At 61.4% G+C, this 24,169-nt stretch carries 24 protein-coding genes; 10 read left to right on the top strand and 14 right to left on the bottom strand.

Annotation, left to right across the window (positions count from 1 at the left end; translation table 11 throughout):
• Positions 1–19 precede the first annotated feature (19 nt).
• A complete protein-coding gene (folE, locus tag V5279_RS45925; protein WP_178132628.1) occupies positions 20–664 on the top strand; it encodes a GTP cyclohydrolase I FolE in 645 nt (214 codons plus the stop codon).
• Positions 648–1,232 carry a 6-pyruvoyl trahydropterin synthase family protein gene (locus V5279_RS45920; RefSeq protein WP_166106896.1) on the top strand — a complete coding sequence of 195 codons (585 nt, stop codon included), beginning with the start codon at positions 648–650 and terminating at the stop codon, positions 1,230–1,232. The genes folE and V5279_RS45920 overlap by 17 nt, the downstream gene beginning before the upstream one ends.
• Positions 1,233–1,709: 477 nt before the next feature.
• Here V5279_RS45920 and V5279_RS45915 read toward each other — a convergent pair whose 3' ends face one another.
• On the bottom strand, positions 1,710–2,492 hold the full coding sequence (locus V5279_RS45915) for a tyrosine-type recombinase/integrase (protein WP_166106898.1): 783 nt from the start codon (positions 2,490–2,492) through the stop codon (positions 1,710–1,712).
• Between the two features lie 1,410 nt (positions 2,493–3,902).
• Here V5279_RS45915 and V5279_RS45910 point away from each other — a divergent pair.
• Positions 3,903–5,054, top strand: coding sequence for a hypothetical protein (locus tag V5279_RS45910; RefSeq protein ID WP_338702251.1), 1,152 nt, complete (start codon positions 3,903–3,905; stop codon positions 5,052–5,054).
• Between the two features lie 159 nt (positions 5,055–5,213).
• Here the strand turns inward: V5279_RS45910 and V5279_RS45905 are convergent, their stop codons facing one another.
• From V5279_RS45905 to V5279_RS45890, 4 genes are all read right to left on the bottom strand, one after another.
• Entirely contained in the window at positions 5,214–6,287 is a 1,074-nt protein-coding gene (locus tag V5279_RS45905) for a relaxase/mobilization nuclease domain-containing protein (protein ID WP_166106903.1), read from the bottom strand.
• A complete protein-coding gene (gene mobC / locus V5279_RS45900) occupies positions 6,284–6,610 on the bottom strand; it encodes a plasmid mobilization relaxosome protein MobC (RefSeq protein WP_338702249.1) in 327 nt (108 codons plus the stop codon). The genes V5279_RS45905 and mobC overlap by 4 nt, the downstream gene beginning before the upstream one ends.
• Positions 6,611–7,229: 619 nt before the next feature.
• Positions 7,230–8,210, bottom strand: coding sequence for a ParB/RepB/Spo0J family partition protein (locus V5279_RS45895; RefSeq protein ID WP_338702246.1), 981 nt, complete (start codon positions 8,208–8,210; stop codon positions 7,230–7,232).
• Positions 8,200–8,961 (bottom strand): ParA family protein, encoded by a 762-nt coding sequence (locus V5279_RS45890; RefSeq protein WP_338702244.1) that lies wholly within the window; start codon positions 8,959–8,961, stop codon positions 8,200–8,202. The genes V5279_RS45895 and V5279_RS45890 overlap by 11 nt, the downstream gene beginning before the upstream one ends.
• A gap of 663 nt (positions 8,962–9,624) precedes the next feature.
• On the opposite strand from V5279_RS45890, the gene V5279_RS45885 reads away from it, so the two are divergent.
• Positions 9,625–9,828: a WGR domain-containing protein gene (locus tag V5279_RS45885; protein ID WP_338702268.1), complete on the top strand. Its 204-nt coding sequence runs from the start codon at positions 9,625–9,627 to the stop codon at positions 9,826–9,828.
• 153 nt (positions 9,829–9,981) lie between these two features.
• A complete protein-coding gene (locus tag V5279_RS45880) occupies positions 9,982–10,209 on the top strand; it encodes an HU family DNA-binding protein (RefSeq protein ID WP_338702266.1) in 228 nt (75 codons plus the stop codon).
• Between the two features lie 48 nt (positions 10,210–10,257).
• On the opposite strand, the gene V5279_RS45875 is transcribed toward V5279_RS45880, so the two are convergent.
• From V5279_RS45875 to V5279_RS45865, 3 genes are all read right to left on the bottom strand, one after another.
• Positions 10,258–10,401, bottom strand: coding sequence for a hypothetical protein (locus tag V5279_RS45875; protein WP_338702242.1), 144 nt, complete (start codon positions 10,399–10,401; stop codon positions 10,258–10,260).
• 61 nt (positions 10,402–10,462) lie between these two features.
• Entirely contained in the window at positions 10,463–10,774 is a 312-nt protein-coding gene (locus V5279_RS45870) for a DUF736 domain-containing protein (RefSeq protein ID WP_338702240.1), read from the bottom strand.
• Between the two features lie 712 nt (positions 10,775–11,486).
• Complete coding sequence (locus V5279_RS45865) at positions 11,487–11,669, bottom strand: hypothetical protein (RefSeq protein ID WP_148777359.1); 183 nt, start codon at positions 11,667–11,669, stop codon at positions 11,487–11,489.
• Positions 11,670–11,817: 148 nt separating this feature from the next.
• Between V5279_RS45865 and V5279_RS45860 the strand changes: the two genes are divergently transcribed.
• Positions 11,818–12,018 carry a hypothetical protein gene (locus V5279_RS45860; protein WP_338702235.1) on the top strand — a complete coding sequence of 67 codons (201 nt, stop codon included), beginning with the start codon at positions 11,818–11,820 and terminating at the stop codon, positions 12,016–12,018.
• Between the two features lie 140 nt (positions 12,019–12,158).
• On the opposite strand, the gene V5279_RS45855 is transcribed toward V5279_RS45860, so the two are convergent.
• The 4 genes from V5279_RS45855 to repA all read right to left on the bottom strand — a co-directional run bounded on the left by V5279_RS45855 (position 12,159) and on the right by repA (position 16,344).
• Positions 12,159–12,578 (bottom strand): hypothetical protein, encoded by a 420-nt coding sequence (locus V5279_RS45855; protein WP_338702233.1) that lies wholly within the window; start codon positions 12,576–12,578, stop codon positions 12,159–12,161.
• Between the two features lie 104 nt (positions 12,579–12,682).
• Positions 12,683–13,915 carry a plasmid replication protein RepC gene (repC, locus tag V5279_RS45850; RefSeq protein ID WP_338702231.1) on the bottom strand — a complete coding sequence of 411 codons (1,233 nt, stop codon included), beginning with the start codon at positions 13,913–13,915 and terminating at the stop codon, positions 12,683–12,685.
• A 198-nt stretch (positions 13,916–14,113) separates the two neighbouring features.
• Complete coding sequence (gene repB / locus V5279_RS45845) at positions 14,114–15,133, bottom strand: plasmid partitioning protein RepB (protein ID WP_338702229.1); 1,020 nt, start codon at positions 15,131–15,133, stop codon at positions 14,114–14,116.
• Entirely contained in the window at positions 15,130–16,344 is a 1,215-nt protein-coding gene (gene repA / locus V5279_RS45840) for a plasmid partitioning protein RepA (protein WP_247446093.1), read from the bottom strand. Before repA ends, repB begins: the two co-directional genes overlap by 4 nt.
• A 1,739-nt stretch (positions 16,345–18,083) precedes the next feature.
• On the opposite strand from repA, the gene V5279_RS45835 reads away from it, so the two are divergent.
• From V5279_RS45835 to V5279_RS45820, 4 genes are all read left to right on the top strand, one after another.
• On the top strand, positions 18,084–18,329 hold the full coding sequence (locus tag V5279_RS45835) for a type II toxin-antitoxin system VapB family antitoxin (protein ID WP_338702223.1): 246 nt from the start codon (positions 18,084–18,086) through the stop codon (positions 18,327–18,329).
• Positions 18,330–18,834: 505 nt separating this feature from the next.
• Complete coding sequence (locus tag V5279_RS45830; protein WP_338702221.1) at positions 18,835–20,034, top strand: RHE_PE00001 family protein; 1,200 nt, start codon at positions 18,835–18,837, stop codon at positions 20,032–20,034.
• Between the two features lie 200 nt (positions 20,035–20,234).
• On the top strand, positions 20,235–20,972 hold the full coding sequence (locus tag V5279_RS45825; protein WP_338702219.1) for a type IV toxin-antitoxin system AbiEi family antitoxin domain-containing protein: 738 nt from the start codon (positions 20,235–20,237) through the stop codon (positions 20,970–20,972).
• The gene (locus V5279_RS45820) at positions 20,969–21,883 is read left to right on the top strand and encodes a nucleotidyl transferase AbiEii/AbiGii toxin family protein (protein ID WP_338702217.1); all 915 of its coding nucleotides are present in this window, start codon (positions 20,969–20,971) and stop codon (positions 21,881–21,883) included. The genes V5279_RS45825 and V5279_RS45820 overlap by 4 nt, the downstream gene beginning before the upstream one ends.
• 101 nt (positions 21,884–21,984) lie before the next feature.
• Here the strand turns inward: V5279_RS45820 and V5279_RS45815 are convergent, their stop codons facing one another.
• The gene (locus tag V5279_RS45815) at positions 21,985–22,296 is read right to left on the bottom strand and encodes a DUF736 domain-containing protein (RefSeq protein ID WP_029083789.1); all 312 of its coding nucleotides are present in this window, start codon (positions 22,294–22,296) and stop codon (positions 21,985–21,987) included.
• A 661-nt stretch (positions 22,297–22,957) separates the two neighbouring features.
• Positions 22,958–23,884, bottom strand: a complete 927-nt coding sequence (locus V5279_RS45810; protein ID WP_338702212.1) for an ArdC family protein — start codon at positions 23,882–23,884, stop codon at positions 22,958–22,960.
• Positions 23,885–24,169 lie beyond the last annotated feature (285 nt).

Genomic DNA, 24,169 nt, shown 5'->3' with positions numbered 1-24,169 from the left:
CGCACGCGTCAACGGATCAATGAACGGCCATGTGAACGACACAATACCCGGCCTCCGCGTTCCCGAGAACGATTTGCGCCCGTCGCGAGCAGAGGCGGAAACGGCCGTGCGCACACTGATCCGATGGGCCGGCGACAATCCGGAACGTGAAGGCTTGCGCGAAACGCCGGCGCGCGTGGCCCGCGCTTACGAAGAATGGTTCGGTGGCTACAACGAGAACCCGGAGAGCTTGTTGCAACGCACCTTTGAGGAGGTCGGGGGCTACGACGAGATGGTGCTGCTGCGCGACATCCGCTTTGAGTCGCATTGCGAGCATCACATGGCACCGATCGTCGGCTGCGTGCACATTGGTTACCTTCCTCGCCACCGCGTCGTCGGTATTTCGAAGCTGGCTCGCCTCGTAGAGCTTTACTCAAAGCGGCTGCAAATCCAAGAGCGGCTGACCGCCGAGATTGCCAGCGCACTTGACCGCGTGCTGCAACCGGTCGGCGTGGGGGTTGTCGTCGTCGGCGCCCATGGCTGCATGACAACGCGAGGAGTCCACAGTCACTCCTCGACAATGGTCACGACCCGATTGCTCGGCTCCTTCCGTGACCAATCGCAAGCACGTCGTGAATTTCTCGGTTCGATAGGGAAGGGCACAGGTCATGGAAGCCTATATTGATGAACGTGTTGACGACCGTTCGGCGAACGTGAATGCTGGCAATGGGACGACCTACCTCATCAGCCGAGAGATCAGCATTGATGCCGGCCACCGGGTCACCGACCACAACTCCAAATGTCGCAATCTGCACGGTCACCGATACACGGTCCAGGCATGGTGCCGAGGACCTCTGTTCTGCGATGGTGAGCAGAACGGCATGGTGCTGGATTTTGGATTCCTCAAGGAGGAGATGATGGCCGAGATCGATGCCACCTGCGATCACGCCTTCATTTTTTGGGTCGGAGATCCGTTGTGTCGGCAGATGTTTGGCCTCGATGACAGCAAGCTCGGCTCCGAAATCGACGGCGCCGTGCGCCGAAGTGGCGCCTTCACCGGCGCCGGACGCGGCGGCGCCAAAATCTGCGTTCTACCTTACGTCCCGACGGCAGAATACCTTGCTTGTCACTGGTTCAACTTACTGGCCCCCCGCGTCACGCAACGTTCGAACGGTCAGGCCTCTCTAGTCTGCCTCAAGGTGTGGGAGACACCGAACTGCTGGGCGGCCTACGGACCAGGAACGAGCTACTGAAGGTAGCTAAGAAATGTCCCGAAATTCACCCTGTGTAGATCGGCGCGTGGTCTGCACACCGATCGGCGCCATAACATCCCGGTAAGTTTCACTTCATAGGGGTCAAGGTTCGACGCCGGTACACAATCTGGTTGCAGATTCGAGTCCTGCCGGCCCGTTATTGCGTGACACAACCGAACCATCTAGTTGGCTCAAGGAGACGCCTCAATCGATGATGTCAGCCGACGAATTTGAACCTGCCGCAGGCACGATCAACACGACCGATAGGCATGCTTCATATCCGGATAGAAGACCTATACCGAGGCACGACGAGGAAGTGTGATCACGTTGGAACCTCTCGCGACATATCGGCTCCAAGCGTCCATCAACTGTCGCCGCTTTTTCAACGCATTGCCACGCCGATAGGCTTGCTCGGTCTCATCACCCACCTTGTGGGCCAATGCCATCTCCGCAATTTCGCGTTCGAAACGCGTCTCGTCACCGGCCCAATCGCGGAAGCTGGATCGGGCACCCGTGCGCCGTCATCGCCGGATAGACTGTCTTCAGCGCATGGAGCACGGCATTCATGCCTAGTGGCTTAGTGTGGTCCTTGGACCATTGCCCTGCGAACACGTAAGCGTCGCGCGCGGCGTCCTTCGGGATGACTGATTTCAAGATCTCAATTGCCCGGTCACAGAGCGGCACTTGGAAATCTTGGCCTTCGGGATGGTCTTCTGTCTTCATCCGTTCGGCCGGGATCGTCCAAAGCCGCTCCCCGAAGTCTACCTCGCGCACGCGCATGAGACGGGCTTCGCCGGTCCGCACTGCCGTCAAGATGATGTATTCGGCCGCGAGGTTGACCGCCGTGTCCGCTGCCTCGTGGTTGGCTTGCAGCGCCTGGACGATGCCGGGGACGTCCTTGTATGGCGCGGCCTTGTGATGGCGCTTCGAGAGTTTCGGCTTCGACAAGAGCGGCTTCAAGGTCTTCCACATCGCGGGATTCTTCCCGAACCGAAGCCCCTTCGCCTCTGCGGCGTCAAGCACGCGCTCGATCCGGCTTCGCGTTTCGCGCGCCGTGCGGTTGATCGTCATCCATATGGGCGACAAAATCCCCAACACATCGTTCACGGTGATGTTGGTGAGCTCCGTACCCCGGATAGGCTTACACCAGACCTTCAGGTCACGTGTCCAATCTGCGAGCGTATTCTTGCCCTTGAAGCCGGCCTTGATTGATAGCAGGAAGGCGTCCGCGAATTCTCCGAAGCTGCTAGCCGCCACCATTTTAGCGCGCCGCTCCGCCTCCGGCTCCTTGCCTTCGGCTAGTTTCTTGCGCGCGTCTGCCGCCTTGAGGCGGGCGTCAGCGAGCGAGATGCCATCCCTGCCTTTGCCCTTCGCCGAGCCCAGTCCAGTCCGATTTCTCTACGCTTCCCGGTGCCAGGCACACGGTACAGGAAAACCCATTGCCGTCGCGCGTGCGCACCCGTCTCGATCGCGAGGTAAAGCCCACCGCCGTCACTGTGGCGTCCGCGCTCAACTATGGTCTCCGCTTCCCGAGCCGAGAGCTTGTGCAGCTGTCTCTTGGCCATTTTCCGCCCCACCATCCGCCCCACCATTGAGCACGGATTGCAGCGGATTGCGGTGAACGACCGTGAGCAGCGGCGAATTTTTCACGAAGCGATTATAGCACAATTTGCAATGGCTTAGAAGCTTTCAACGGACGATCCGGGACCTGCGCGGAATTCCACCACGGACGTGGTGATGCCAGTCGCGGCAAAATGCAGTCCCCGAAAGAGCATCCGCGACGAGCTGCGTCACGCGAGCCTTCAGCTTCGCGTCGCTATCAACGGCGGCAGTGGCTGAGAGAGTGGTATTCGAACCCACGGTACGGGGCAAAGCTTGTCCGAAGCGGGACCGAACTTGAATTGGACGCATGCTCACAATCTTCATCAAAAAATGAAGACCTAACTATGCACCACAATGATGGTATTCACGGTGGTAGAATGATCGGCTGCACCGCGATCCAGCGGGGCGAGGGTCGAAGACTGAGCAATGAGCCGGCGAAGGCAACATATGGCGGCTCAGACATGTCCAGCCTTGCGATAACGCGAAGATGATCGATTTGACCTAACAGTCACCAGCCTGATCGAGATGACTCAAGCCGTCCGACCTGAGCGCAGGATGCTGCAACCTAGTTTGGCTTGGTGTTGAACGATCCGGCGAATGATGTTTGCTGCACTTCATGGCGATCGACAGCCCCGAAGCCCAACTGGCCGACGACGGCAAGAGGCGTGCGTCGAACGCGCGACAGGTCGCGTGCTTGCCTCGTTACCCAGAGAGGGGTGCCTGGCCAGCTGAGATGCGAATTGACATGCTCGCGGCTTATCTCGATTTCCGGAACGTCGACGAACTCGTACGCGCGATTTCCAAGGGGCGCGCACCGGCACCAACAAGCTACCGCATCCGAGGCCGGTCACGAGAGCCAATTTGGTCTAAGGTCGTCGTAGACGAATATGTTGCGCGGGTCTGCGCCATCCGGCAGAATCGGCCGCTAACCGATCTGGCAGCACTGGTATGAAGCCACCGGAAACTGCTTTGAAATTGCCTCTGTATTGCAGACGGAAGCCGTTAAAGAGTGGCCGATGGGCCTACTTTTTCGAGCCATCCACCTGGGCACGCGAACAGGGATGCCATGTGAAGGCAGAGCCCTTAGACGAGGATTACCCTGCGGCCGTAGAACGCGCTGAATACGTTCTCTTGCCGGCATTCGACAGTTGGCGATCTCGTGGCCTGACGGACATGGTCCCCGTCGGCATCGCACAGGGATCATTCGACTGGCTCGCCAGCGTCTTCAAGGCGCATCAGAAGTGGAAGGAAATCGACCACAAGACACAGCGTCTCTATGAGCAGGGCTTGGCGTTGTTCGCTGACCACCTATTAAAAGACGGCACGCGCGCTGGGTCGAAGCAGATCGCCGACTTTACGAAGGGCTTCGTCGACGCCGTTTATGCAAAGCTGCTCATTGTCGAAGAGAAAGACGCCGATGGAAACGTCGTCCAGCGGGAACGTCGACGCTTTGCGAACGCGGCGATGACCGCGTGCCGGCGCGCCTGGTTCGTCGGGCAGCGCGCAGAAGAAAAGAAAGTGCCCGCCGTCAACCCGTTCTCAAAAATGGGACTGAAGGCGCGCGCACCAGGAAAGCCAGTGCGAGAGACGCCGACTGCAACTTGGGACGAACTCGTTGCCTTTCGCGCCAAGGCGAACGAACTTGGCCACCGATCGGTGGCAACGGCGGCACTTGTCGCGTGGGAGTGGCTCCAGAGAGAAGAGCACGTGTTCGGCGCGCTCGAGATCAGTCACTACCGACCGAAAGAACGTCCGAATAGCGTTCGCATCGTCCATCCAAAGAATGGCGAGGAAGCCTGGTGGCCACTGTTCGATGAGACTGGCGAGAACTTATTCCCGGAGCTGATGGCTGAGCTCGACGAGTTCAAGCAGACGACCGTGTCCGGCCTGGTCTTTCGACGCGACCATTCGCACCGGAGGTCACCTACCCCGGTGCCTTGGATCACGGCCAAGCAGGATCTTCGCTATCTACGCGCGGTCGTGAAGAAGATCGTCCGTGCAGCGGATCTTCGCGAAGAGCTTTCTTTTACACCATTCCGCCACGGCGGCTTTACCGAGGGAGCCGACAGCGATCTGACGGACGCCGAGCTCAGAGCCGCTGGCCGCCATCGCTCGTCGCGGCAGTTGCCGACCTATGCAAAGCGCACACGGAAACAGCTAATTTCCGGCACAAAGAAACGGCGAGAGGAAAGAACAAAGGCAGCCGGTTTGTCGGAATAGACACGACACGTCTGTCGGAATGACGACGGTGACAAACCCCTAAGCTATTGAGAAGCTTGGTGGGCGCACCAGGGCTCGAACCTGGGACCCGCTAATTAAGAGTCAGCGGGCGGCGGAGGTCCAATTTAGCTCGAAGAGTATCTAATCATCCAGGTCCCATTATCTTGTCCGCTCATCATCTCGCTTGTGATCGCGCACGTCATCTCCTCCCAGCTCTGCCCCGCGGCGCCGGCTACTAGCGAGCTCGGAGACCTCGCTTTTCAATACATGCCAGCGGGTTTCGACAGCCGGCATCTCGTTGACGAATTGCCGAATCTGGCGCGCTAGCTCGTGATCTGCTGCCACACCAGAGCGCTGTAGCTCGGCGGCATAGTCGAGATATCGCCTTCGGATCGCATCCTGACGTGACTTAGTTTGTTCATCCCAAGGATGTTTGACCGCCTTGCCGCCCCTCACCTCCGAAAGCACCTGCTCACGGGCAAGCCGATCGACATCGGGCGTTATCTTTCGCTTGCGTAAAGCGAGCACCACCCCGCGATCAGCCTTTCGAACCTGTCCCCGGGTTCGTCGCGGCGTTGCCTCCGCCGCGATCCCACGAAGCCGAAGCTCTCCGGCAAACCGTTCGCGCCAGACCTGAAGGTCCGCCTTGCGGGGGTTCAGGCGCTTGCCGTCATGCCCGAGGGACCGAACGGTCAAGTGCACGTGGGGATGCTTATCGTCGAGATGCTGGACGAAGACGTAGTCGCGATTGCCCCCGAACGTCTCGATGGCAAATGCCCGGGCTGACTCCTTGACTGCGACGGCATCAGTGCCAGCCGGCATCGACAGGATGATGTTGATCGAAAGCGATCCATCGCGGCGGCGCTTTTGGTCGAGACCAGCATCATCCTCCCATTGTTGCTGCAGATCTTTCAATCCGGCACGACCCGTCATCATTGCGCCCTGGTCTGTTTCCGCATCGAGCTCGCCGTTTCGCGTGATGTATGCCAAGTGCGACCTGAGATGCGCCACGTCCTTGGTGCGGCCAGTGATCTTGACCATCACCTCTGGTGCTCGGCGCACGATGCGCTCGAGTTTTGCACGCATCGCCGGCGTAAGGCGGCCGGGGGCGGTCGGGATGGGGATATCCCACTCGGCCCGCCGCGGGCGCCGATTGGGCGTTTCCCAGACATACGAAATCGGCGGAAGTTCGGAGGCCAGGTCATTCGGCCGCGGCGAGTAGCGCCGACTCATTGCTGCCCATCCCAATAATCGGCGTTGCCATTCAGCGCATTGCGCAATTGCGCGAGCTCTCTTTCGATGACCACTTTTGCCTCTTGAATTGCGGACAGATCGAACTCGACCGCCCTGCCCTGCAGCACACTGGTGTTTGCGGCACGCGCGATCTGGTTGATGTTGCCGCCGATCCGGTTGAGCTCGCGAACGATCGCGCGAAGCGCGGCATGCTCGTCTGGGGAATGCTGTACTGGCGATGCCAATCGCGAGCGCACGAGCGCGACGATCCAGCCGGTTCGGGTCATGCCACGCTGATGTGAAACTTCCGCGAGCTGCCGCATCTCGCTCTCGCGAAATCGCACCGTCACCTTCTCCGGCCGTCCGACCGGCAACGCCAAGATGCGTGGCGCTGGTGCAGCTAGGGCATCAGCAATGAGACGCCGCAGCAGCGCGGATTTGCCGCCCTGGGTAGCTGCAAGAACTGAGAACTCCGCCGCGACTTCGTCGGGGACGCGAAGCGAGATCAGAGCCATGCACTCCAATCCCAATCGCGATGTAATACATCGCTGGCGCGAAGCCTATCCTGCACTAGAAAACGTAGATCTCTCCACCCCCGCCATGTTGGTTCAAACCAACGGGCTTGGCATTCAAAGCTCGGCAGTTGCTGCAGCTGAGATCCAAGCCAGCCGACGATCGATGCGGAGAATAATTCCATTGGGAATGACGCAGCTGTCAGCCCCGATGCTTGCTCACCACGAACGCCGTGCGCGCAGATCGGCAACATTGGCGCCGAATATGTGGGCCGCGGCTTTCCAGCAGCCTGCGGCCTCTCTACAGCGCTGTGGGGGGCGCGTTCGGCCTCCGGCTGCTGCGCTAGCGCGCCATCCTTCGGATGGGAAATCCGCTGCGCCGGCGCACCAACGGCAGCAATTTTTCTGAGGAGGCTGTCCAGGGCCCGCTTCATGCGAAAAGGATCTCTTCGATTGAGATGGTCGATGCCGGAACCTCTTCCGCTTCTTCTGCGCCATCAACCAACAGTACTGCGTGCCGTGAGCCTTGAGACGCGAGTCGATCGACCAGAAGACGGCCAGTGCGATCTTGGTGACGCACTCTGATCGTCAGTGATGGGCTCATTCGCGCGTTCCGATCGACCGAAGAGTTGGAGGACTTTTCCGCGATCGCCGTCACGCGGTCTCTCTCAATGAGTCGCAATGCCACTTGCGTTGCGACCGGGCTTCGTGCTGGTTGCGCTCCAGGGGCGCCCTCGCCGTCTGCAGGAGAATCGCGGACCTCGGAGCGAATTTTGCTGGCCAGCTGACGGGCGTGGGCGTCGGTGAAGCTCTCCTGCGCTGCGCATAAAGTCTCGATGGCGTTGGGCTGCTCACGCCAAGCCTGGTAGAGTTCATACACAGCACGGATTGACGAGCCGGCAAGCTTCGACCGGAGGAACTCCGGCATGCTCTGGACCGACGCGTAGCGAGACACCCAGTCCCTCGGCTTGCCGAGCTTGCGCGAGATGTCGGCTTGGTTATCACCCTGCTCCAAGCGGCTCGCGATGAACGCCGCAATTTCGGGGGCATTGAGGTCGGCGCGCTGAATATTCTCGATCATCTGAACATAACGATCCGCAGAACCAACGGCATGAATGAGAGCGGGGATGTCACGTAGCCCGGCGCGCTTAGCGGCCCGATACCGCCTCGCACCCATGACGATCACGTACCGGCCTTCCTCGGTCGCTTGCCTCAGCACGATCGGTTGCAGCACGCCATGCTGACGGACTGATTCCGCAAGCTCCCCGAGCTTCTGTTCGTCGAAACCGCGACGAGGCTGGTCCGGATCTTCGTCAATACGGTCGATGGCGATGCAAGTCGGTTGTCCGATTGTGCCGGCACCTTCGTCCGCGGCGTCGATGAGCTGCTTAAAGCTGAGATCAAGCGCCATGTGCCGGCTCGTCCATCTGCGCGACGATCTTGGCGAGAACATCGCGGATTTCCCGACCAGCCTCCTGCGCGGAGCGGCGCTTCAGCTTCCAGACCGGCAGGCGTTCCGCAACGGCCTCAGCGTAGCCGTCCCTTGCAACGATCTGGCCCGGGAACACATATTTGCCAGCCTCGCGCAAGAGTTGCTCAAGATGCGTCCTTTGACGGGGCGATTTCGTGTTGAAGTTAGAAGGCAGCAACCCGAGGAACTTTGTATCCTGGCGGCCATAGCGTCTCTGCACGCCGATCACGGTCTGCATCAGACCTTTGACGCCTTTGATCGAATAGTCCTCCAGATAGATGGGAGCGAGCACATGCGAGGCCGCAACCAAACAGCCGACACTACGAAGTCCCAATGATGGCGGCGTGTCGATCACGCAGGCGTCGAACTGATCCGACGCGATAGCGAGATTTTCTTGCAGAGTCGTTATGGCGGCCGCATTGCTGCGATCGAGATCAGTCAGCGAGCTATCGGCCGACGCGAGCGTTAGACCTTCGTTTTCCCGAGGTACGACCCGTATCCCCGGCTTGAACAGATCCGCGGCTAACGTTGAACCGGCGTAGTGCCTCAACGTATCCGACGCATTGCTCTGCGCATCAACGTCGATCACCAGAACGCGGAGATTCGCTTCCGCCATGAACCAGGCCAAATGCACAGCAAGCGTCGTCTTGCCGACCCCGCCCTTTTGATTGTTGATGACAATGGTCTTCATCTTAAGGTCCGAAAAAGGTCTAACGGCGCGGGCGGCATTTCCTCGTCCAATCATGTCGTGGCGGATGTTGGTTTGAACCAACAGCGATCGCGAATCCGAACGTGGGAACGATCCCGAAATTCATCCGGCGAATCCCCTGCCAGAAGAGTCAGGTCAGTCCATTGCCCTCGAGGGGAGGAACTCTGGGACGCGAGGCCGGGATCGTGCTCGTTGCTGGAAGCTCTGCGACGGGGTTGCGAGAGGATCGTCACGCGAAGGCGCGGAGACCGTTTGTGGGCTCCGGGAGCATCGCCGCGGCGGCGCGAGTAGAGCCGTCCCCAAGGGGGCTCGCCAAGCAGGCAAGGCTATAAGAGCCGCAGGAAGCTTTGAATTATGAGCCGAGCTCTTGCGGGCGGCTGTTGTGATCAGGACTGGCGCCTTTGCAAGCTAGGCGTTGCGACGCGCGCGTCCCGATGGCGAAGTCTCCATCGAGGAGAGATTCAATCCGGCAATAGGACGGGACGGGGTTTCCGACGCAAATCGACCTATCGATAAAATGAATCGATCTGTCCCGTCGATTCATAAAACTCATTGGACACCGCTTCCCTCGGAAGCGAGAATCTGTCCGTGCCGAAACCCGAACCAGAACCGCTTCATCTGCGCCGCATCGATGCCGCGCGCAATATGCGGCGGTTTTATGCGCTGTCCACGCAGCCCACCTTGTTCGGAGAAATGTCGCTGATCCGCAATTGGGGCCGGATCGGCACGAGTGGCAAGACCATGGTGCAGACCTTCGATGGTCGTGCGGAGGCGATCGAAGCATTCGTACACCTGGAGCGTGCCAAGCGGAGGCGCGGTTACGCTGTCGCGGACGAGAAACCGTCATAGTCTGACAATTTTTCGGGATTACGGCTCTGCCTGTGATGCCGGCTCTATCTGTTCCACGGCCTTGATGTCAGACGAGCCAAATAGAAACAAGATGGAGCTCGTCCCATGACCGCTGCCAATGAGATCGCTTAAGGGATCGCAGCCTAGAACGACCTGACAAAGGCTCAGGTGAAAGCCATCGTCGATAGCGTTTTCAAGGCGATCGCTGATGCGGCCGTGAGCGGAGCCGAGACGAGTCTTCCCGGGTTCGGCAAGTTCAAGGTCAAGGATAGCCCCGCTCGTGAGGGCCGCAATCCATGGACCGGCGCAACGATTGCGATCGCAGCTTCCAGGAAGCTGACTTTTACGCCCGCCAAAGCGATCAAGGACTGTCTCAACTGAGGAGCCGACCGTAACGACGGTGCATCGTAAGATGCAAAATGAGGGGGCTCATGCCCCCTCCTCGGCTGCGAGCGCTTCGTTGCGTTGGCGGATGAGCTCGGCCAGTTCGACTTCGAGCGCCTTGCGCTCCGCCGGCGTTAACACGCATCCGCGCAGCTCGGCGCGTAACTCTTCAATGATGTCGATGGTCATGATCGCATTTCCAGTCGAAGGGAGCGGGCCCCGCCTTGCGGCGGAGCCCACTGGCTGAGCCTCAGTCCCGGTTCGGCCGGGACCAGATCAGCTGGAGACCTTCCGCACCTTCGACCTCGGTCAAGGTGGCGTAGATCGGAGCAGGGAAGCTCGGATCGTCCAGCTTGACGGAGAGGTAGTCGCGCTCGGTGTCCCTGGCGGTCTTCTGCCAGGCAGCACCCAGCTCGACGTTGCCCGAGTAGATGCGGAACTGCGGTCCCTTGTCGGAAGGATTCTCGACACGGATCAGCTTGGCCTTGACGTTGAGGTTGAGCGTCTTGATGGCGCCGGAGAAGCCGTTGCCCGTGGAGGTGAAGGTGCCGATGGTAGCCATTGTCTCATTCCCTTGGTTTTCTCGGGCCGCGCCTATCGCGACCTCGATGGCGGTCGTGAGACCGGAGGCGATCGACCTGCACCCGGAGGGCCGAAATGAAATGGAGGGCGGCCGGCGGCGACTTTCTTGGAGCCCGAGGAATGGTGCGCAGCGCCAGGGGAAGAAAGTCGAGGACGGACGTTGCAGGGACAAGATCGAGAGCCCGCGAAGCGGGATCGGCCTTCGGTCAGACCAGCGTCTATCGAGGACGCAGATGGGTGCGCCCATCGCGAAAACATATGGAATGAAGACAGGCGGCCCTGGTCGGTTCAGCCATTCGCATCTCAAGGCAACGGGCGTCGCAGCGAGACGTAGTTCACCTTAAAGCAGGCCACCTAAGCGCCGCGTCATCACCCGCAATGGAAACCGTCGCTGTCAGCAACGTCGGCGCACCTGTCGAACTTGCCATCGCAAGATCGATAACGAGGCTGGCGACGTACTCGCCATGTAGATGCAACCCCGCCCTCCGCATCCATGCGACCGACCGCCCTGCGAGGCGTGAACAGATGCTAGCGTCGCTGGACATGCCTGCCTTCGAATCCGGGACGATCCGCCGGCTCGCGCGTTGGAGCGAAGCTGAGCGTTCGGATTGCAACGCCACAGCGTTGGAGAGGGTTGTGAGCACAATCGGCCTCTGCAGCAATCCGGCTGCCGGGCTCGATTTCAACGAACGTTATTTGGCCGGCGGTCGCAGCGGGCTTTCCGCCCACTTCCGGGCAGCGGGATCGCGCAGCGGATCGTCCTCGCAGACCAGGCAGACGTAGCGCGGCCGGCCGGGTGCGACATCGTCAGGCACGGCCGTCATCGGCTTACCGCACTTCGGGCACAGCTTCCGGCTGAGGTAGAGCGGAGTCATGGTTTTTGCCTGCCGGGACCAGCTTAGTTCCCCGTGCGCCGCGAGCACAAGTAGATCGACGAAAATTGTCCGCATGCACCAGACCGCTTGACGCGGAGCGCGTCTCACACTGAAATCCGATTTTCAGTGATGTTGCGGGGGTGGCGTCGTGGAAGATTTTTATAGGGGCTTCGCGCAGCGGGCGCGCGATCTGGCGGAGAACGCGGACCCATTCACCAAGCGGCGGCTGCTCGACCTGGCCCAGCGATACGATCTCAAGAGCAGACCAGGAGCCCCGGGCGGTCGGACCCTCCCGCCGCCGCGCGCGACGCCACCGACAGCGCTGTTTTCCGGCTCCGGCGAAGCTTAAGACTAGTCCGAGCGCGGCCCGGTCGTCGGTTTTCTATGTTTTCATCGGCCGGTCCGGGTGTCGGCCGCCCGCGGTCGCGGTGCTCGCGTTAGTACAAGCTGGCTCTACAGCACCGAGCCGCGCACGCGCGCCGCGAAGGGTCATCGCCTGCGCCGCGCGATCTCGTCAGCGACCATGCCCTCCGCCCGCACCAGCCGTTCATGCAGGGTCTCGAGCATATCGAGGATGTCATCATTGGGTTCATTCTTGCCCTGCTCGATGGCTTGGGCGACGAGTTCATCGAGAGGCGTCTCCTCCAATTGGCCTTTCTCCAAGAGGTCTTCGAACAGACTGTCGCTGCTCGGCTGCGGTTGGATGCGACCGTCGGAGTTGCACCAGACTGTGAATGTCTGAAGTCCCAGAACAGCGTGCTCGACCATCTCCGCATCCAACGGAATCAGCGTCCCCCAGGCCTCGCCCGCCTCGTCCGCGAACCCCGCCACGTACATCCGCTGCTCCGCGGCGCCTTCATCACGAGGTTGGAAGAACGGCGTGAGGATGATTGGAGGGTGTTTTGCCATGACGATCTCTCCGAACGCTTTGCGTCGACCCGGCGCAGCAGCCGGATCAGCGCGGGTAATTTGATCACACGAAAAAAGCAACCTGGGAACGGCGCCTCATCGCCTTACGCCCGCTGCTTGTCTCGCCGGCGAGAATTGATCTGCGCCATCAGGATCGGGCCAAGCGAAAATTCGCCGACCTCGGCTTTTCGCGTCAGGCCGCGCAGATAACCGCCGGCAGAATTGATCGCCGTCCCGCGCTGCAGGATACACGCGACGACAATGGCTGCGGGGACCTCGCCCATAACCTTTTGAGCCTCCTCCCAGGCGCTCGGGCTGATGCCTAGCATCGATCGCACAACGGTGGCGGTAGCGAGGAAATCGCGCCAGTTCGAAACCCCACCCTTCGCATAATCGACGATGTCAGGACACGCACTCAGGACCATTCCTAACGGATACGCCCCCTCCCCGACTTGCGAGGGTTGAGGTTTTGGTTCAGCTCCCGCCGCCCTGCCTTCTCGAAGGACAGGTTCAAGTTCAATAGGGGCGTCTGGTTTTGAATTCTGTATGTGGCGCTCAGAATGGGACTCATTGGCGCTCGGATTCTTGGATTTGATGTGTGCTTCCAAAAGATTGAACACGTCGTCGGCAAGCTGAGATAACTCGTCGGCGATCGGCTCGAGCTGCTGGCGCGTGGCCGTGCGCGGAATTTGATCGACGATCGCGCGGAAGGCGGCGTGCACGACCTGCCAATCGGCCGGCCCCTGCCCTCCCCTTCGCGTCGGGACGGCTTCCTCGATGCCAGTTGCAATCATCTTCGCGATGTCGCGCCGGCACAGCGTGATGCGTTCTCGTACGAGCTTGAGTGCGCGGGCCTCGGCTTCGATATCAGCCGCCAGGCTCTCGAACTCCTCTGACCGCACGACCAGCGGCGACAGATCGAAGCCGAAGGCGAGCTCGATTTCGCCGGCATTGTCCTTCCGCGCATAGCGCTTGCCATTCGGACTGTCGCGCCGAACGATCAGCCCCGCGTCGACCAGCACAGCAAGGTGACGGCGAAGCGTCGATGCCGGCATGCCGTGCGCCCGCCGAGTGAGTTGATAGTTCGAGGGGAAGACAATTAGATCATCCTCCCCGGTGAGCGCGGTCTCGGGATGGAAGGTTAGGAGCGCGTTCAATACCGAGAGCGAGCGCTCCGACACCCCAAGGCGCGGCCGCGCCGTGCAGATGGCGTGGAAGATCTTCCACTTGTGCACGATCTTTTCGGGAAGGCGTTCCGTTGCGACCATCTGGCTTGCCACATGGGCAAGCGTCAACGATCGCCGCCCAAAGGGCGTCGTTGGGGAGTGTGACTGCATGTCTTTGCCTCAGCTGGGCAAAGAAAACCTGCTCGCCGAAACGGCGATTAAAATCGCGTAGAAACTCTTGACTGCGATTCGCGAAAGTGATTCTCTGTCAGTCGCCAAACTTGAAGAGAAGGCTTCCGGAACTCCGTTTCGGGGGCCTTTTTTCTTTTCCCTTGTCTGCTCCTGGTTCGGGTTTACGGGACGAGGCGATTAGGCCTCGGTAGTTTCCTGACCGCCGCTCGTCTTGGAAAAGGCGTCGAACAGGGTCGGGAGTTGGTCCACAAGAAATGCCGCGAATGTCGCCGAGACATTCTTGTCGATGGTAAGCTTCAATTCGCGCTCGACCTGACGCACCTGCGCAATCTTGTCCCCGGATGCGGAAAAGACTGGCTTCTCTTCTGGTGGCTTCGATGTCCTCGGGGAGGATGGACGGCTCGCGGCCGAAAATGCTGCGAGAAATCGAGCGTCGGTTTCCCGCTCTGCAAATTTCGGTTCAACGATCGCCGCTCTCACACGTTTGAGCGCCGCGGCATCCTTGATTAGTTCAGCGAACGACTGCCAGCGGCCGCGGCCAACTTTCGGAGCCTTCCCGATCGCTTGGATAACGTCGGTTGGAACCGATCGAGCGACGGCGAGAAGTTTCGACGCCTCCGCTCGATCGATCGACAACGCATCCTGCACAACTGACCGGCTATGCCCCGCATCTTCGATATGCATCGCAAAGGTCGCGCGCTCTAGAAAACTCAAATCTTCGCGCGGTGCGTTCTCGAGTCCTTGCGCCACGACAAGCGCTTCATCTGACAGGGATCGCAGGATCGCTTTGACGGGAATGCCCAGCTCACGTGTGGCGCGGACGCGGCGATGACCATAGGCGCTCTGGTAGCGCCCTTTTGCTTCGGGATGCTCGCGAACGAGAACGGGCACCTCTTGGCCACGTTGTGCGATTGACTGTTTAAGTGCCTCGAACGAGCTATCATCACTGTCGCGGAACCTGTCGGCGAGCGGTGATGGATCGATAAGCGAGGGGTCGATTTCAACTATCAAAGCACCCGCTGCAATTCTTTCGCGAAGCTCCTCGTTCTCCTTCTCGACTTCGGAAAAAGAATCCTTCAACGAGCGGACCGAACCCGACGAGACCCGCGGCAAGGCGCCGGGCATGTTGTCAGCTGACAACGGGCTGGATTGCGGGGCCGTGAAAAGGCTCTTGATGGTGTCAGTACGTTTGCTCATCGACCCCACACCTTCTTGAGAAGTTGTGCAACTTCGGCATTGACCGCGTCGACTGATTCCAGTGCCCGGTCGTAGGCGCCTCGCCCTACCGTGCCGCGCTCCAGCTCATAAAGTGACTGCTTGGTGAGACCGGCATTAGCGATTGCGGTCGATTTCCAAACGGTGGCCTGGAGCACATCCGATCCAAAGAGATTACGAAGGAGGGCCACGATTTGAGCTTCGGGCACGTCGTTGGGATCGTGACGCGTGATGACATACCGGATGAAATCGTGATCCAGTCGGCCGCCAGCTTCCTCGATGACGGACATGAGATCCGACGTCATGAGGAGAAATTGGCTCATGGATGCAACATCGACCATCTGCGGATGGATGGTCACGAGCATCGCGGTGGCCGCGTTTAGCGCGCCCATGGTCAAGTAACCAAGTTGGGGTGGGCAGTCGATAACAACGACGTCGTAGTCGTCGGCAACTTGGTCGATGGCGCTGGCGACGCGGCGAAAGAACAAGTCGTGTCCGCGTTCACGCCGCTCGATCATTGCGCGAGGCGTATGGTGCTCGAACTCCATAAGCTCGAGATTGCCTGGAACGAGACCTATCCCGTCGAAGTAGGTCTTCCGGACGATCTCGCGCATCGGCCGGCGGTGCTCGTCATACCGGATGGCACCGTAGAGAGTTTCATTCGCCCCAATATCAAACTCGGGCTGGTACCCGAACATCGCGGAGAGCGACGCTTGCGGATCGAGGTCAATCGCAAGGACCCGGAAGCCGGCAAGGGCAAGGTACTGGGAAAGATACAATGCCGTCGTCGTTTTGGCGGACCCGCCCTTGAAGTTTGCGACGGTGATAATCTGGAGCTTGTCGCCCGGCTGGCGGCGCGGGAGAAATTCCAACGCTTCTCGAGGGCGCGCGCTGGCTAGGTACCCGCGCAACTCATGAATCTGGGCCAGAGTGTAAGATCGGCGCCCCCCGGGACCCGTCGCCGGGTTCGGTCCAAGTCCGTCGAGCGAGAGCTGTCGGAGATACCCATCGGAGACGCGGGCAATTCGCGCAACCTCCCCGGAGGTGAACGAGCGGAGAGACTTACTAGCTGAAGGCGGGAAAAGCGTTGTAGCTAGCGAGCGAAGCTGGCCGGAAAGGATGCCGGCGTGCCGGGTGATCCGGGCAGACGCCGTCTCGCTCATGGTAAGTGTATCTTCCGCTAAGCTCGGCATTTGCTTTCTCAAGACGGTTTTTGCGCGTCAGACGCCTAATCTCCGTCTTGAGAGATGGCCACGATTCTATGATTTGAGCAAGAATTAAAGGGTTAATGACTTATTAACGCTCGATGGCGCGCCCCACGGCGAGCAGAGCCATTTTGATGCACCGCCTTGCTGTTGTCAGCTGACAACAACGGCTTCAGCGAGTCGGGCGAACCTCCACTATGGCGTGAGTCGACCGGCCCTCAAGAGTCTCCAAGCTTCATTTCGTAGCTCACCAACTGCTGCGCTGAACGGTGCTGCCGTCGCTGGGGAGCTCGGGCAACGGAACGCACTCCGGCGCGCAACCTCCGTTGAGTTGAGTGCTCAATCTCGGACCATGTACTGCAAACTCCAGAGAATCGGGCTACCTTGTGGCGTTGGTTCCTCCTGCCCTTCGCCCGACGCCGCCCCCCGGTCCCACGAGGAGCACCCTCCCCGCCTCGTCTACGACACTGGCCTTAGGCTCCCGAGCTGGATGGCGAGGCAGGTTAAAGTGGCGATGTCGCTCGCTGGGTTCTGCGGCGCGCCGGACCGTCTCGTGTCTATCGAGGGGCTGCCGCGTCACTTCGCTGCGCCGCCGCTCGCCCGAAAAGACGAGCAGCAGAACCGCACGGTCGCAGGGGTCCACCAGCCGGTTGGACGAACAGCTCGCGAGCAACCGACCAAGCACACCCCAAGGTCATCCGCGCTTGCTCTCCCTCCGCGCTGCCGTGAGCACACCGACGGACCACCAGCCGCGACGTCGATCTCAGGCTCGGCGCTGCAAAGGGACCCTCCTGCCCTTGCCAGGATGCAAGGTGCCACCGCTCGCCAATCATCGCTCCATCGGGACGCGTGCGATCCGGCGAAGGAATGGCATCGTGCAGTCGGGCCGTCACCTCGACCGGCATGTCGTGTTGCGGATCAATCTTGCGCGGGTTCGGATCCAACTCGTGATGCTGGCTGCCGAGGGGAGGGCAGGCGAACCCGCTGCCGGATCTTGGGCGATCACAGGCCGACATCGGCGGAGCCATAATCGTGCGTCATCCGGAAGAACCAGCCGAAGAGCACGCCGGCCTCCCGGCTGCCTCAGTCCTATCAGGAGGTTGATCCGAGGCGTCCGGCGTGGGAGCAGTACTCCTTTGGCGAGCAGCAAGGCCGTCGAGCGAATACGATCTTCCCGATGGGGGGTGCCGTCGCGAATACCTGCGTGGCACTCGGATGAAGGGAACGCCGGCTCGCGCTATGGTCCACCAACCACTCGGTGAGCGGTTGTTGTCAGCTGACAACAATTTGTGCCCTCCGGCCATCCGTGGCTCCAACTCGCCGAGACACGACCGGTATCGCATCAGTAGTCGCCGTCGATCCGCGCCCCGCGGAATTCGAACCCGGCAAAGGCGCGGGCGAGGACCGGGACGAGGTCGTCGTCAGCCCGGATGATCTACCAGGACGGCCTCAGGGGGAAGCAGCGTCCGGGAGACGAAGAGGGGAGGCGTTCACAGACAATTAACCATAAAGATTGACCTCACGCGCCGCGAAGGCCGCGCGTCTTGGGACTGCCGGGGATGCCCCTGGATCGAAGCAACCGATCGGGGACCGCGCCGTCGACCTGAGTGGGCCCAGATCAGCGAGGCCTAAGATCCTGACAAACCTGCCAACGGCGAGGCCGGTCCTTCCTTCAGTGTATCCGTTGAGATATTTAGGGATACACGATGAGGTCTGGAGGAGCGCGCATGGCCTTCCATATCAAGAAGCCGGAGACCGACGAACTCGCCCGCAAGGCGGCGGCGCTGAAAAAAATCGGCGTTACCGCAGCAATGCACGCGGCACTCCCCCATAAGCTCGCACGCGAGCAGGGTAAGCTGTCTTTGGTCGAACTCGGCGTCCAGTTTTGCCGGGATTTGCGCGCCAGGGGCAATCCGCACCGGGCGCAGCCCGCCGACATGGCGTTCCGCGACGGCCTGTATGAGGACGCCTGACGTTCATTGACACTTTGGTCTTGATCGCGCTCCTGACCGAGGAGGACGAGGCACGCGAGCTTTTGGCCCGCCTGCAGCGGAGCGGAACACGTCTGACGCCACCGTTGGCGGTGTGGGAGGCGACGGTCGGTGGAGCCCTGAGACGGCACGGCTCGGGCGACGCCTTCGACCGCTTCGGAAAGGGCCGGCATCCGGCGAGCTTCAATTCCAGGGGCTGTTTTGCCTACGCTTGTGCGCCTAGCATCCGGCGCGAGACTTTCCGCAATCAGATATCGAAGCCGCCTAAGGGACCCGGCCGGGGCGGCCGCGGCATCCGGAAAGGAAGCGGCTTGTCCGGAGTAGGGCCGGGGGTTGGCACGGAGGGCGGTCTTGTGGTCGATCTGAAGCTTAGGCCGCGATGATTTTACCGGGCTGCGGGCGCGGAATCGTTGATTACGCAGTGACGACCAACCAAATCGATAAGGGCTAGTTATCGAGAGTGAGGGTGACGGGAACCCGCGTCGCTATGACGGAATCCAATGCTATGTTAGCTTCCGTTTCGTCCATTCTCGTTAAGGTTATCAAGATCTTGCCGACAAGCTACAAAATCCCCGATCCGCTGCCCTGGGCTCAACTCGTCGGTCCGCTCTCGGCCGCCGAGGATACTGTCGCCCGGTTCGACGAGCGGCTAGCCAAAAGCCTAATCCGCGACGGCACAATCAGCCGGATGCACTTCGCCGACGCCTGCGCCAGTCTGTGGCTTGAGGGCGAACTTGTCCACCTCGACGACTTGGTGCTCCACGACGCCGGCATGGATGTCCGCACCCCCACCCACGAGCTGACCCGGGCCCATGCCGTGTTGCGCGTCCGTCGGCGCATCGCCGAGGCGAAGCCCGATTGGGCGCTGTCAGCTGCCGGACTAGCTGACCTCCGGGGCCGGGGCGAGCGAGAGGAGGGGACGGGCAACCGGAAGGAAGTTGAGGGAAGTCTCGGGGTCGACGAGGACGCGGAGCGGGAGGAGGTGGGTTTCGAAGGGCCGCTCAGCGTCATCGGCACCGATCTCGACCTGTCCGCCGCCTTCGCCGCGATCGACGCCGCGAACACCAAGGCGGAGCGCACGCTCGCCGATAAGACTCGGTCGCGGCCGGAGCGGGATTCCCTCGTCTACGATCCCGACTGGGACGAGGACGGCCGCCTCGACGACTGGCGCGCCGTCGTCGACGAGACCCGCACGCTGCCGCCGACCCTAGCGGCGGCGATCGCCGCGGATGCCTGGGACGCTATCGAACCGCTCGAGCACTCGCCCTGGCTAGGCCGCTTGCTCGCAGCTAGCGTATTGCGCGACCGCGGCAAGACACGCTGGCATCTGCTGTGCCTGCATGCCGGGCTGAAGGGCATTGCGCGTGAGCGCCGGCGGTCACGCGACGCCGCAGCGCGGCTGGTCGTCCAGCTCGAGGCGATGACGGCCGCCGCCGAGGCCGGCCGCAAAGACCACGACCGCTGGCTGATGACCAGAAACCTGCTCGCCCGCAAACTCGCCGGCCGGCGCGCCACTTCAAAACTGCCAGCTCTCCTCGACTACGTGCTGACCCGGCCGATTGTCTCGGCCGGCATGATCGCGGCGGAGCTTGGGATCACGCCCCGTGCGGCCCAAAACCTCGTCGTCGAACTCGACCTGCGCGAGACGACCGGCCGGGGACGCTATCGCGCGTGGGGCGTCCTGTAGAGCGCCGCGCGGGCCATTGAGCCCGCAAGCGACGCCTATGTGACTCTCACTCTTGGGGCCCGCCCCTCGCAGGTTCAGTCGAGATACCTATTTCGGCCCGTGGCGTTCACTTAGATTAATGTTAGTTATCGTAGCCTAACTACGATTTTGGCATCCAATTCAAGCTTGCGGGATTTTAGAATTGTTCATAATATCGTAGCATGGCTACGACTCCCAGGGACAAACTAAACAGGCTTTATACCCGCTCGGCGCCCGCGACGCCGCTGACCTCCGATGACCTCGCCGCCCTCGGGATATCGGCCGACCTGGCCGTCCACTATGTCCGCGCGGGCTGGCTGCAGCGGCTGGCACGCGGCGTCTATTGCCGGCCCAACGATCCGCCCGCCTTACATCCGAGCCTCGTCCTGCTGCAGCGGAGCTTCGAGGGATTGCATGTCGGCGGCAAGTCCGCGCTCGACTGGCATGGAATCCGCCAATACGTCTCCCAACGGCCCATCCTTCATCTGTACGGTTGGAAAGCGGGGCGGCTCCCTGAGTGGTTCACCCAGCGCTTCCCGGCCGAGTACCACCGCAAGCGGCTATTCAAGGAAGAGCCCGGCGCGCTGCTTCATGTCCGGCCTTTCGAGAACCGCAAGGGCGGCCCACTCGTCTCGGCGCCCGAGCGCGCACTGCTGGAGGTGTTAAGCGAGGTTGGCATCCGGCAGCCGCTGCAAGAAGCGCGCGAGCTAGTCGAGAGCACTTACAGCCTGCGCGTCGACGTGCTGCGCGACCTGCTCAAGCGATGCACGAGCGTCAAGACCGTGCGCCTCTGCCTGCAGCTCGGTCGCGAGCTTTCCCAGCCTTGGGTCGGCAAGCTCGATCCGTCCCAATTGCCCAAGGGTAGCGACCGACCGTGGGTATCGCGCTCGGCTGACGGGCTACTGGTGTTGAAGCCATGAACCAGCTCTACCTCGACAGCGCGCGGCTGCTGACGCGGGTTGCGCCGCTGGTGCTCGTTGACGATACGTTCGCGCTTAAGGGCGGCACGGCGATCAACCTGTTCGTGCGCGACATGCCGCGGCTCTCGGTTGATCTCGACCTAGTGTTCCGCGACCATACCCTGCCGCGCGAGCAGGCGCTTGAACGCATCAACGAAGCCATCCGCCAATGCGCAGCGCGCCTGCAGAGTCTGGGCTTCCAGACTCACGCGCCGGCCACTGCAGAATCTGGGGAGACCAAGCTGCTGGTGCGGCGTGGCGGCATCGAGGTCAAGATCGAGGTCAACTTCGTCATGCGCGGCGTCGTCCATACGGTTCGCACGGCCTCGCTGACGCCGAATGCACGCGAGACGCTGCAGGCGGATCTCGAAATCCCGGTGGTGTCGCTCGAAGACGTGTATGGCGGCAAGCTGGTCGCGGCGATGGACCGCCAGCATCCCCGCGATCTGTTCGACGTCATGCAGCTCTTCGCGCACGAGGGAATCACGGCCGGCATTCGCCGGACTTTCGTCGTCTATCTCGCGAGCCATAATCGGCCGGTGCATGAGGTCCTGTTTCCAACGCTGCGGGATATCCGCCAGGAGTTCGAGAACAACTTCTCGGGCATGACCGCCGAGCCCGTTAAGCTCGATGCGCTCTTGGCAGCGCGCGAGCGCATGGTGCGCGAACTGCAGCAAGGTCTGAACGCCAATGAGCGCCGCTTCCTGCTGTCGCTGGTCGCCGCAGAGCCCGAATGGTCGCTACTGGGCGTGCCCCACCTGGAGCAGCTTCCCGGCCCGCGCTGGAAGCTGCAGAACCTGGAACGTCTTCGGAAGGCCAACGCCCGAAAATTCGCCGAACAATCGGACACACTGGCTCGACTATTCGGATGATTGGTGGATGGGTCATGCACCGCTCCGCTTGACGAAGGATCGCGCCGGGAGTCGGAGGAGGAGAGGCCCCGCCGGGACGGCGGGGCCTGCGAGGTCGAGGTTCAGTCCCGGCTGGGGCGGGACCAGATGAGCTGGAGACCCTCCTGGCCTTCCACCTCGATCAGGGTGGCGTAGATCGGAGCCGGGAAGCTCGGGTCGTCCAGCTTGACCGAGAGGTAATCGCGCTCGGTGTCCCTGGCGGTCTTCTGCCAAGCCGCTCCCAGTTCGACATTACCGGCGAAGATGCGGAAGTGCGGTCCCTTGTCGGAGGGGTTCTCGACCCGAACCAGCTTGGCTTTGGCATTGAGAGCGAGGGTGCGAACGGTGCCGGTGAAGCCGTTGCCAGTCGAGGTGAAGGTGCCGATGGTTGCCATTGTCGTGTCCTTTTCAGTTTCCCGAGCCGCGCCCATCGCGGCCTCGATGGCTGGGCGACAGACCGGAGGCGGTCGACCCGCACCCCGCAGGGGCCGGCACGCAGTAGAGGGCAGCCAGGGCACCACTTTCTTGTCTTACGCGAGGAATGGACGCGCAGCGGTCCAGGGGAAGAAAGTCGTAACCGGCTGTTGCGGGGATAAGAGCGAGGCGTCGCTTAAGCGACGACGCCCTTCGGTCAGACATGCCAATCGAGGACGACGTGAGTGTGCCAGAAGAAACGGCCGAGAACACGAACTGCGATCATCGAAACCTTGACCGAGGAAAGAACCCGATCGCACACCGCACACATCTGGCAATTCCTCAAGTCTTGCCCGTCGAGGCCCGAACCGGGAAGGTAAGCGCGCTGCTCGGCCGTCAAGGGTCACACGGCCCCGCAAAGTGAATTCGCAGGCCACGAGCGAAATTTGCTCGGCAAAGCGACGACCCGTGCAACGCCGGAACGTCGCCCCCTCGAAGGAAAGCAAGCAAGATCACCGTCAGCTCGCGATCTCCAGTACGAGGAAGATGGGGCGCTGGCCGTCGAGCAACCAAGCAAGGGGCTGCAGTCTTGCGCTGATCGCCGGATAGGTATGCGCCGGCGCCAATCACGCCGTGCACTCATCATGCTGCCTCCTCGACGCCTGCTGCCTTCGGTTGCTGGTCGTGCAGATAGACGACGGCGCGTTGCGCATGCGCGGCAGCCGAGAAGATAAAGCGTTTCTCACTGGACAAGACCTCCAACCACGACGCGAGGTAGCTTGCATGATCTGGACGCGGGTCGAGTTCGGGAGATATCCCGAGATCCGCGCAGAGGAAGCAGCTCCCCAGTTCGGCAATCAATTCTTCGCGCGCGCGTTCGCTGCGATCCTTGCCGTAACGGCTGAGATCACGATTGACGCGGTGAGCGGGAGCGGTCCAATGCACGGTCTCATGGGCTCTGACGGCGACATAGGAGGCCGTGTCGCGAAAACTTTCGATCGGCGGCATCTGAATATGATCAGACGAAGGCGCGTAAAACGCCATCGAGCCGCCGTGGCGAACAATCGCCCCGGTGTTGGCAAAGAAAGCGTCGGCGTGCGCGTTGCGCTCGATCGTTGATGCGACGACGGGCGGCCGACCGTAGTAATGCGCGGGCAAGCCATCGACTTGATCGACGCAGAAGACGGCATAGGCTTTGAGGAAGGGGATATCCCGTTCGATTTCGTCGCCGTGAGCGTCGGTCTCCGTTTTGGTGAAGCGGCTCGCATACACCACAGTGCTGCCGGTCTCACCCTTACGGACATGCGCGCCAAGTTCACTGGCCTGCTTGAACGTCATCCAGATCGGCGAGTAGAAGCCTCGCGCGATGGCTTCTGACCAAAGCAGCAAGACGTTGATGCCCGTATAGGGCTGGCCGTTGTGTCGCAGCGGTCGGGTGACGCGGTCCGCTATATTCGCGGCGGTCCAAGGTTGAACCCAGGGACGCACGCCACGTTCGAGCTCGGCGATAATGCGGTCCGTGATGCGGGTGTACAGATCGCCTCGCGACTTTTCTCCGTTCCTGCTCATTATAATAACCTCCGTTCGGGAGGCCGCGCCCATCGCGGCCCCTCACGGGGTCCGCCACCGCCGGACTCGAAGTCTGCGCACCCGAAGGGCCGAAGCAGCGCGAAGGACGGCGAAGCCGTTGCGCGGACATCGGGTCCGGCGCAGGAACCACGGACCGGGAGGGGCAAACGATGGCGCGGTTCGCGCGACTGGCTTGGGTGCAGCCGCAACACGAAGAAGGACCGGTCTCGCGGACCGGCCCTTCAGGTGGCAGCAGTGGAAGAGGCGAGGGGCCGAGGCCCCACG

This window comes from Bradyrhizobium sp. 26S5, assembly GCF_036923295.1.
In the GTDB taxonomy this organism is placed as follows: Bacteria; Pseudomonadota; Alphaproteobacteria; order Rhizobiales; family Xanthobacteraceae; genus Bradyrhizobium; species Bradyrhizobium septentrionale.
Note: the sequence above shows the minus strand (reverse complement) of the source record. Positions and strands in the feature narration are given on the sequence as shown.

What these genes read in the sequence shown, in the direction of transcription:
- mobC (WP_338702249.1), bottom strand. Translation starts at nt 6,610, where the DNA reads ATGCGGCAGCTCGCGGAAGTTTCACATCAGCGTGGCATGACCCGAACC.
- V5279_RS45815 (WP_029083789.1), bottom strand. Translation starts at nt 22,296, where the DNA reads ATGGCAACCATCGGCACCTTCACCTCGACTGGCAACGGCTTCACCGGC.
- V5279_RS45920 (WP_166106896.1), top strand. Translation starts at nt 648, where the DNA reads ATGGAAGCCTATATTGATGAACGTGTTGACGACCGTTCGGCGAACGTG.
- V5279_RS45915 (WP_166106898.1), bottom strand. Translation starts at nt 2,492, where the DNA reads ATGGTGGCGGCTAGCAGCTTCGGAGAATTCGCGGACGCCTTCCTGCTA.
- repB (WP_338702229.1), bottom strand. Translation starts at nt 15,133, where the DNA reads ATGAGCAAACGTACTGACACCATCAAGAGCCTTTTCACGGCCCCGCAA.
- V5279_RS45810 (WP_338702212.1), bottom strand. Translation starts at nt 23,884, where the DNA reads ATGAGCAGGAACGGAGAAAAGTCGCGAGGCGATCTGTACACCCGCATC.
- V5279_RS45865 (WP_148777359.1), bottom strand. Translation starts at nt 11,669, where the DNA reads ATGACTCCGCTCTACCTCAGCCGGAAGCTGTGCCCGAAGTGCGGTAAG.
- folE (WP_178132628.1), top strand. Translation starts at nt 20, where the DNA reads ATGAACGGCCATGTGAACGACACAATACCCGGCCTCCGCGTTCCCGAG.
- V5279_RS45905 (WP_166106903.1), bottom strand. Translation starts at nt 6,287, where the DNA reads ATGAGTCGGCGCTACTCGCCGCGGCCGAATGACCTGGCCTCCGAACTT.
- V5279_RS45825 (WP_338702219.1), top strand. Translation starts at nt 20,235, where the DNA reads ATGGCTACGACTCCCAGGGACAAACTAAACAGGCTTTATACCCGCTCG.
- repC (WP_338702231.1), bottom strand. Translation starts at nt 13,915, where the DNA reads ATGCAGTCACACTCCCCAACGACGCCCTTTGGGCGGCGATCGTTGACG.
- V5279_RS45855 (WP_338702233.1), bottom strand. Translation starts at nt 12,578, where the DNA reads ATGGCAAAACACCCTCCAATCATCCTCACGCCGTTCTTCCAACCTCGT.
- V5279_RS45885 (WP_338702268.1), top strand. Translation starts at nt 9,625, where the DNA reads ATGCGGCGGTTTTATGCGCTGTCCACGCAGCCCACCTTGTTCGGAGAA.
- V5279_RS45870 (WP_338702240.1), bottom strand. Translation starts at nt 10,774, where the DNA reads ATGGCTACCATCGGCACCTTCACCTCCACGGGCAACGGCTTCTCCGGC.
- V5279_RS45830 (WP_338702221.1), top strand. Translation starts at nt 18,835, where the DNA reads ATGACGGAATCCAATGCTATGTTAGCTTCCGTTTCGTCCATTCTCGTT.
- V5279_RS45875 (WP_338702242.1), bottom strand. Translation starts at nt 10,401, where the DNA reads ATGACCATCGACATCATTGAAGAGTTACGCGCCGAGCTGCGCGGATGC.
- V5279_RS45890 (WP_338702244.1), bottom strand. Translation starts at nt 8,961, where the DNA reads ATGAAGACCATTGTCATCAACAATCAAAAGGGCGGGGTCGGCAAGACG.
- V5279_RS45820 (WP_338702217.1), top strand. Translation starts at nt 20,969, where the DNA reads ATGAACCAGCTCTACCTCGACAGCGCGCGGCTGCTGACGCGGGTTGCG.
- V5279_RS45835 (WP_338702223.1), top strand. Translation starts at nt 18,084, where the DNA reads ATGGCCTTCCATATCAAGAAGCCGGAGACCGACGAACTCGCCCGCAAG.
- V5279_RS45895 (WP_338702246.1), bottom strand. Translation starts at nt 8,210, where the DNA reads ATGGCGCTTGATCTCAGCTTTAAGCAGCTCATCGACGCCGCGGACGAA.
- repA (WP_247446093.1), bottom strand. Translation starts at nt 16,344, where the DNA reads ATGCCGAGCTTAGCGGAAGATACACTTACCATGAGCGAGACGGCGTCT.